This window comes from Amnimonas aquatica, assembly GCF_002943415.1.
GTDB classification, from domain to species: domain Bacteria; phylum Pseudomonadota; class Gammaproteobacteria; order Pseudomonadales; family Moraxellaceae; genus Perlucidibaca; species Perlucidibaca aquatica_A.
In genome coordinates, this window is record NZ_PTQZ01000106.1 from 1 (window position 1) to 6051 (window position 6051).

A 6051-nucleotide genomic window follows, 5' to 3' on the forward strand; every position below is an offset into this window, starting at 1 on the left:
GGTGGCGGTCCAGGGTCCGTGGCGACAGGCTCAGCATGCCGGCGAGGTCGGTCAGCGTGAGCATGCCGTCGCCGGCGTCGCGCAGCATGGTGCGCACCCAGTCAGCCATGCCGCCGCCGCGGATGATCTGGTGCGCCATGTCGCGGCAGCGCGCCTCGGCCATGTGCAGCGCGGTGGGGTCGGCCAGGCTGGGCGCCTGCAGGCAGATCTCGCCGGGGAAGCGCATGTAGAGCAGGGGGCGGGCATCGTGCGTGAAGTGGCAGCGCGCACCGGTCAGCTCCTCGTAGCGGGCAATGTGGCGCGGTTCCGGGAAGGGCAGGTGGAGATCGTAGGCGGGCAGCTGGCCCTGCAGCAGCTCGCGCACCTCCCAGTGCGTGGCCGAGGCGATGGCTTCGAAATGCAGCAGCTGGCAGGCGCGGCTCATCGGCATGACCGGCTCGAAGCTGACCAGCAGGTGATCATCCTGGCGCTGGGTGCGCATGCGGAACGGCGGCATGATGAGCTGGAAGAAGCGCGCGATCAGCCCCAGCGCGTATTCCACGCTGGGGCTGCTGAGCATGGCGTAGCCGACCATGTTGTGTGAAGTGAGCTTGATCACCCGGCCCAGGTCCAGCGCCAGGTCGGGCCGGCCGGTGGTTTCCAGCAGGGCGTGCACCAGCCGCTCGACATGTGCCAGCGGCAGCGTGGCCTCGGGCGCGTGCAGCTGTCCCGGGGTGATGCCGGCGCGCTCCAGCCAGGCCGAGACCGGCATGCCCTGCTGCAGCATGAAGTCGCAGAGGCGGGCGTAGTAGCGCGCGGGAATGGGGACGGTGGTCTTCATCTGGCCGGTTCCGACAAGTGGTTTCCGATGCGGTGAAAATGACAAGTGGTTGTCAGTATATGACAAGCCTCGAGCGGGCGTGCTGCCGACAATGCGGCACCCGGCCGGGTGTTTCCCGGGCGGCTGGCTCACACAAGCGAGAACGACATGAAAACAAGAAATCAGCGACTCCTGGTGCTGGCGGCGCTGCTGACCGCGGCCACGCCTGCCACGGCTCAGAGACTCTGCGTCTATGACCTGCTGGGTGCCCAGGGCGATATCTTCAACATGGCCAAGGACTACGCCGTGCAAGCCGCCAGGGAAGGCGTGAAACTGGAACTGAAGAGCTACACCGACGAACGCGTCGCCACCGAGGACCTGCGTGCCGGCCAGTGCGATGCCCTCATGGCTACCGGTTTCCGCACCCGCATGTTCAACCCGGTCGCCGGCGCCCTTGATTCGCTCGGTGCCACCACGGTCATCCGCAACAACAAGGTCGACATGGCTGCGAGCTACGAAGTCGTGCAGAAAACCGCCCAGACCTTCGCCAATCCGGCCGCCGCTAAGCTCATGGTGCGCGGGAACTACGAGATCGGCGGCATCATTCCCTTCGGTGTCGCCTATCCGGTGGTCAACGACCGCAAGATCAACACCGTCGAAGCGCTGGCCGGCAAGAAGATCGCCGCCTTCGACTACGACAAGGCCCAGGCCATCATGATCGAGCGCATCGGCGCCCAGCCGGTCTCCGCCGACATCACCAGCTTCGCCGGCAAGTTCAACAACGGTTCGGTGGACTTCATCGCCGCGCCGGCCATGGCCTACAAGCCGCTGGAGCTGCACCGCGGCATCGGCAGCAAGGGCGCCATCCAGCGCTTTCCGATCCTGATCCTGACCTACCAGGTGGTGCTCAACCAGAGCAAGTTCCCGGCCGGCTTCGGGCAGAAGTCGCGCGAGTACTGGAACGGCCAGTTCAGTCGTGCCATGGCGCTGATCCAGAAAGCCGAGCGCGACGTGCCGGCGGCGACCTGGGGCGATCTGACGCCGGACAACATGATCAAGTACACCGTCATGCTGCGCGATGCCCGCATCGACATCGCGGAACAGGGTGTCTATGACAAGCAGGGTCTGAAGATCATCAAGCGCGTGCGCTGCAGCCTGAACGCCGCAGACTCCGAGTGCGCCACCAACAGCGAGAACTGGTGATGAACCAGGCCGGAGCCGTTTGGCTGCGCGCTGTCAGCGAGCCTGTAGCGGCGGCTCCGGCCGATCATGCGCGAGACTGGCTGCCGGTGCAGCGGCGTGCGCGCGAGCGCATGCTGGGTGTGCTGCAGGTGGCCGAGCAGATGCTGGTGCTGCTCGGTCCCGAGCAGATATCGATTCCCCGCGTCGCGCAGGCGGCGGGGGTACCCCGGGCGACCATCTATGCCTGTTTCGCGGACAAGTACGCGCTGTTCTGCTGCCTGACCGAACGGCATCTCGGCCGGCTGGCGGAGCGGGTGAGCGGGCTGGGTGAGCTGGGACGCGCGCGGCCCTGGCAGGACCATGTGCGCTGGCTGGTCAACGGCATCGCGGATTACTGCCAGGCCAACCCGGTGGTGGCCGTGCTCGTCCTGGGCGGTCCTTACAGTCGCGCCGGCGGGCTGGTGCAGGCATCCATGCAGGAGGTTATCGCGGAGCGGCTGCGCCAGGCGCTGGCCGGCCTGCGCGAGCCGTTGCGCCTGCCCGAGCGTCCGGACGCCACGCTGCATGCCGTCGGCACGGCGTTCGCGCTCATGCGCCATGACTACTGTCGCAACGGGCGCATCTCGGAGTCCACCCGGCAGGCGGTGGTCGAGGCCGTGATCTTCTGTCTGCAGGGCTGGCAGGCCGGCCGCTGAGGGCCGGCGCCGCCGCCCTTCAGGTCAGGCCAGCGTCGCGATCTTCTCGCGCTGCGCCGCCAGTGCCGCCTGGGCGCGCTGGTTGTCGGCGATCTTCTCGCGCTCCTTGGCCACTACCTCGGCCGGTGCGCGTGCCACGAAGGACTCGTTGCCGAGCTTGGCCTCGACACGTGCCACCTCCTGACCCAGACGCGCGATTTCCTTGTCGAGACGTGCCAGCTCGGCGCCGACATCGATCAGGCCGGCCAGCGGTACGCCCAGCGTCATGGCGCCCACGAGCGCGGTCGACACCGGCGGCAGCTCGCCTTCGCTCGCCACCACGGAGATGTCTTCCAGGCGGCCGAGGAAGCGCAGCAGGGCATCCTGGCGTTCGAGGCGGGCGCGATCTTCTGCGGAGGCATTGGCGACCAGCAGCGGCAGCGGTTTGCCCGGCGAGATGCCGAGCTCGCCACGGATGTTGCGCAGCCCGGAGATCACCTGCTGCAGCCACGCCACCTCGGCGGCCGCCTTGGCATCCACGCGCGACAGGTCCGGCTCGGGGAAGCGTGCCAGCATCAGGAAGGCGGGTGCGCTGGCGGCCTCCGTCGTGGAGAGCGCCAGCGGCTTCACGCGCTGCCAGATCTCTTCGGTGATGAACGGCATCAGCGGGTGGGTCACGCGCAGGATGGCCTCGAGCACGCGCACCAGCGTGCGTCGGGTGGCACGCTGCGCGGCTTCGCTGGCCTGATGCTGAGAAGCGCCGCCTTCGGCCAGCACCGGCTTGGTCAGCTCCAGGTACCAGTCGCAGTACTCGTTCCAGACGAAGTCGTAGATGCCCTGCGCGGCGAGGTCGAAGCGGTATTCGCCGATGTGCGCGATCACCGCCGCCTCGGTCTCCTGCAGGCGCGAGATGATCCAGCGGTCGGCCAGCGAGCGCTCCAGCGGCAGCGACTCATCCTGGCCGCAGTCCCGGCCCTCGGTCTGCGACAGCACGTAGCGCGCCGCGTTCCAGAGCTTGTTGCAGAAGTTGCGGTAGCCCTCGACGCGGTTCATGTCGAACTTGATGTCGCGGCCGGTCGAGGCCAGCGCGCAGTTGGTGAAGCGCAGCGCGTCGGTGCCGAACGCGCGGATGCCCTCCGGGAATTCCTTACGCGTGGCCTTCTCGATCTTCGCCGCCATCTGCGGCTGCATGAGGCCGGTGGTGCGCTTGGCGACCAGGTCGTCGAGGCTGATGCCGTCGATGATGTCCAGCGGGTCGAGCACGTTGCCCTTGGACTTGGACATCTTTTGGCCTTCGCCATCGCGCACCAGGCCGTGCACGTAGACCACCTTGAACGGGATCTGCGGCGTGCCGTCGGCGTTCTTCATGAAGTGCATGGTCATCATGATCATGCGCGCGACCCAGAAGAAGATGATGTCGAAACCGGTCACCAGCACGTCGGTGGGGTGGAAGGTGCGCAGCTCCGGCGTGTCGTCCGGCCAGCCCAGCGTGGAGAAGGTCCACAGCCCCGAGCTGAACCAGGTGTCGAGCACGTCGTCGTCCTGGCGCAGTGCCACGTCCGCGCCGAGGCCGTGCCTGGCGCGCACCTCGGCTTCGCTGCGGCCGACATAGACACGGCCCTCGGCGTCGTACCAGGCCGGAATGCGGTGGCCCCACCAGAGCTGGCGCGAGATGCACCAGTCCTGGATGTCGCGCATCCAGGCGTAGTACATGTTCTGGTACTGCTCGGGCACGAATTTGATGCGGCCGTCCTCGACCGCTTCCAGTGCCGGCTTGGCGAGCACGGAGGCCTTCACGTACCACTGGTCGGTGAGCCAGGGCTCGATCACCACGCCCGAGCGGTCGCCGGTCGGCACCTTGAGCGCGTGCGGCTTGATCTCCTCCAGCCAGCCGTCGGCCTCGGCCTCGGCGACGATGCGCTTGCGCGCCACGAAGCGGTCGAGGCCGGCGTAGGCTTCCGGGCAGGCCTCGCCGGGCAGCGGCGCGAAGCTGCCGCCGGCCATGACCTCGAAGGTCGCGAGGATGGCGGCGTCGCGGTCGAGCACGTTGACCAGCGGCAGGTCGTGGCGCTTGCCGACCTCGTAGTCGTTGAAGTCGTGCGCCGGCGTGATCTTCACGCAGCCGGTGCCGAAGTCCTTGTCGACGTAGGTGTCGGCGACCACCGGAATCAGGCGGCCGGTCACCGGCAGGCGGATCTGCCGGCCGACCAGGTGCCGGTAGCGTTCATCTTCCGGATGCACGGCCACGGCGGTGTCGCCGAGCAGGGTTTCCGGACGCGTGGTGGCCACCACCAGGTAGTCCTGGCCTGCCTCGCCGCGCACGCCAGCCGCCGAGTCGGCGAGCGCATAGCGGAAGTGCCACATGGAACCGGTCTTCTCTTCCGACAGCACTTCCAGATCGGAGATGGCGGTGTGCAGCTTCGGATCCCAGTTCACCAGGCGCTTGCCACGGTAGATCAGGCCGTCCTCGTGCAGGCGCACGAAGGCCTCCTGCACGGCGCGCGACAGGCCCTCGTCCATGGTGAAGCGCTCGCGCGACCAGTCCACCGACGAGCCCAGGCGACGGATCTGGCGGGTGATGGTGCCGCCCGATTCCGCTTTCCATTCCCAGACCTTCTCCAGGAACTGTTCGCGGCCGAGGTCGTGGCGGTTGATGCCCTGCGCGGCGAGCTGGCGCTCGACCACCATCTGGGTGGCGATGCCGGCATGGTCGGTGCCCGGCTGCCACAGCGTGTTGTGGCCGCGCATGCGGTGGAAGCGGATCAGCGCGTCCATGATGGCGTTGTTGAAGCCGTGGCCCATGTGCAGCGACCCCGTGACGTTGGGCGGCGGGATCATGATGCAGTAGGGCGTGCCCTGGCCGGAGGGCTTGAAGCAGCCGGCGGCCTCCCATTGCTCGCTCCAGCGGCGTTCGATGTCGGCGGGGTTGAAAGTCGGTTCCATGGTCTCACTCGTCACGTCGTCGGCCGGCCGGAGGCGGTTCCGGGCACGCAGGTGGCCGGTCGCGGTGGCGGGCGGGGGCAGGCAAAGGCGGGATTATAGCCACTCGTGGCGGGCCTGTCGGCTTTCACGTTTTTCCGCGCTTCGACTGGCGAACGTCCGGAGCGTGTACTAAACCGTTATGGAGAGGACCGTCCCGTGTCGGGGCGGTCGAGCAGGCGCACGCCGTTGCGGGCGGGTGCGGGCAACATCGACAACATGGAGGTTCCCATGCGGAAAACGACTTCCCGGATGCTGCGAGCGGCATCCGTCATCGCCATATGCGCCTTCGTCGCGGGCGCCGAGAAGTGCCGGCCGGCAGAGGACCTGACGCCAGGGCTCATGGGCACGGACGCCAACCAGAACGGTATCCGTGACGACATCGATCGGCTCATCACCGAGAAATACGCATCCACG

Annotated in this window: 4 protein-coding genes and 1 pseudogene; 3 read left to right on the forward strand and 2 right to left on the reverse strand. The window is 67.6% G+C overall.

Annotated elements, in window-relative coordinates:
• The coding region (locus C5O18_RS05525; RefSeq protein WP_105192202.1) for an AraC family transcriptional regulator at positions 1-820 on the reverse strand (820 nt) is incomplete at its 3' end.
• A gap of 147 nt (positions 821-967) precedes the next feature.
• Between C5O18_RS05525 and C5O18_RS05530 the strand changes: the two genes are divergently transcribed.
• Both C5O18_RS05530 and C5O18_RS05535 read left to right on the forward strand, forming a co-directional pair.
• Positions 968-2002 (forward strand): putative solute-binding protein, encoded by a 1035-nt coding sequence (locus C5O18_RS05530; RefSeq protein WP_105192195.1) that lies wholly within the window; start codon positions 968-970, stop codon positions 2000-2002.
• Positions 2003-2088: 86 nt separating this feature from the next.
• Positions 2089-2676 (forward strand): TetR/AcrR family transcriptional regulator, encoded by a 588-nt coding sequence (locus tag C5O18_RS05535; RefSeq protein ID WP_158249278.1) that lies wholly within the window; start codon positions 2089-2091, stop codon positions 2674-2676.
• Positions 2677-2700: 24 nt separating this feature from the next.
• Here the strand turns inward: C5O18_RS05535 and C5O18_RS05540 are convergent, their stop codons facing one another.
• Positions 2701-5598, reverse strand: coding sequence for a valine--tRNA ligase (locus C5O18_RS05540; RefSeq protein ID WP_105192199.1), 2898 nt, complete (start codon positions 5596-5598; stop codon positions 2701-2703).
• Positions 5599-5865: 267 nt separating this feature from the next.
• Here C5O18_RS05540 and C5O18_RS10740 point away from each other — a divergent pair.
• Positions 5866-6051: pseudogene (locus C5O18_RS10740) on the forward strand (hypothetical protein); the annotation flags it as partial.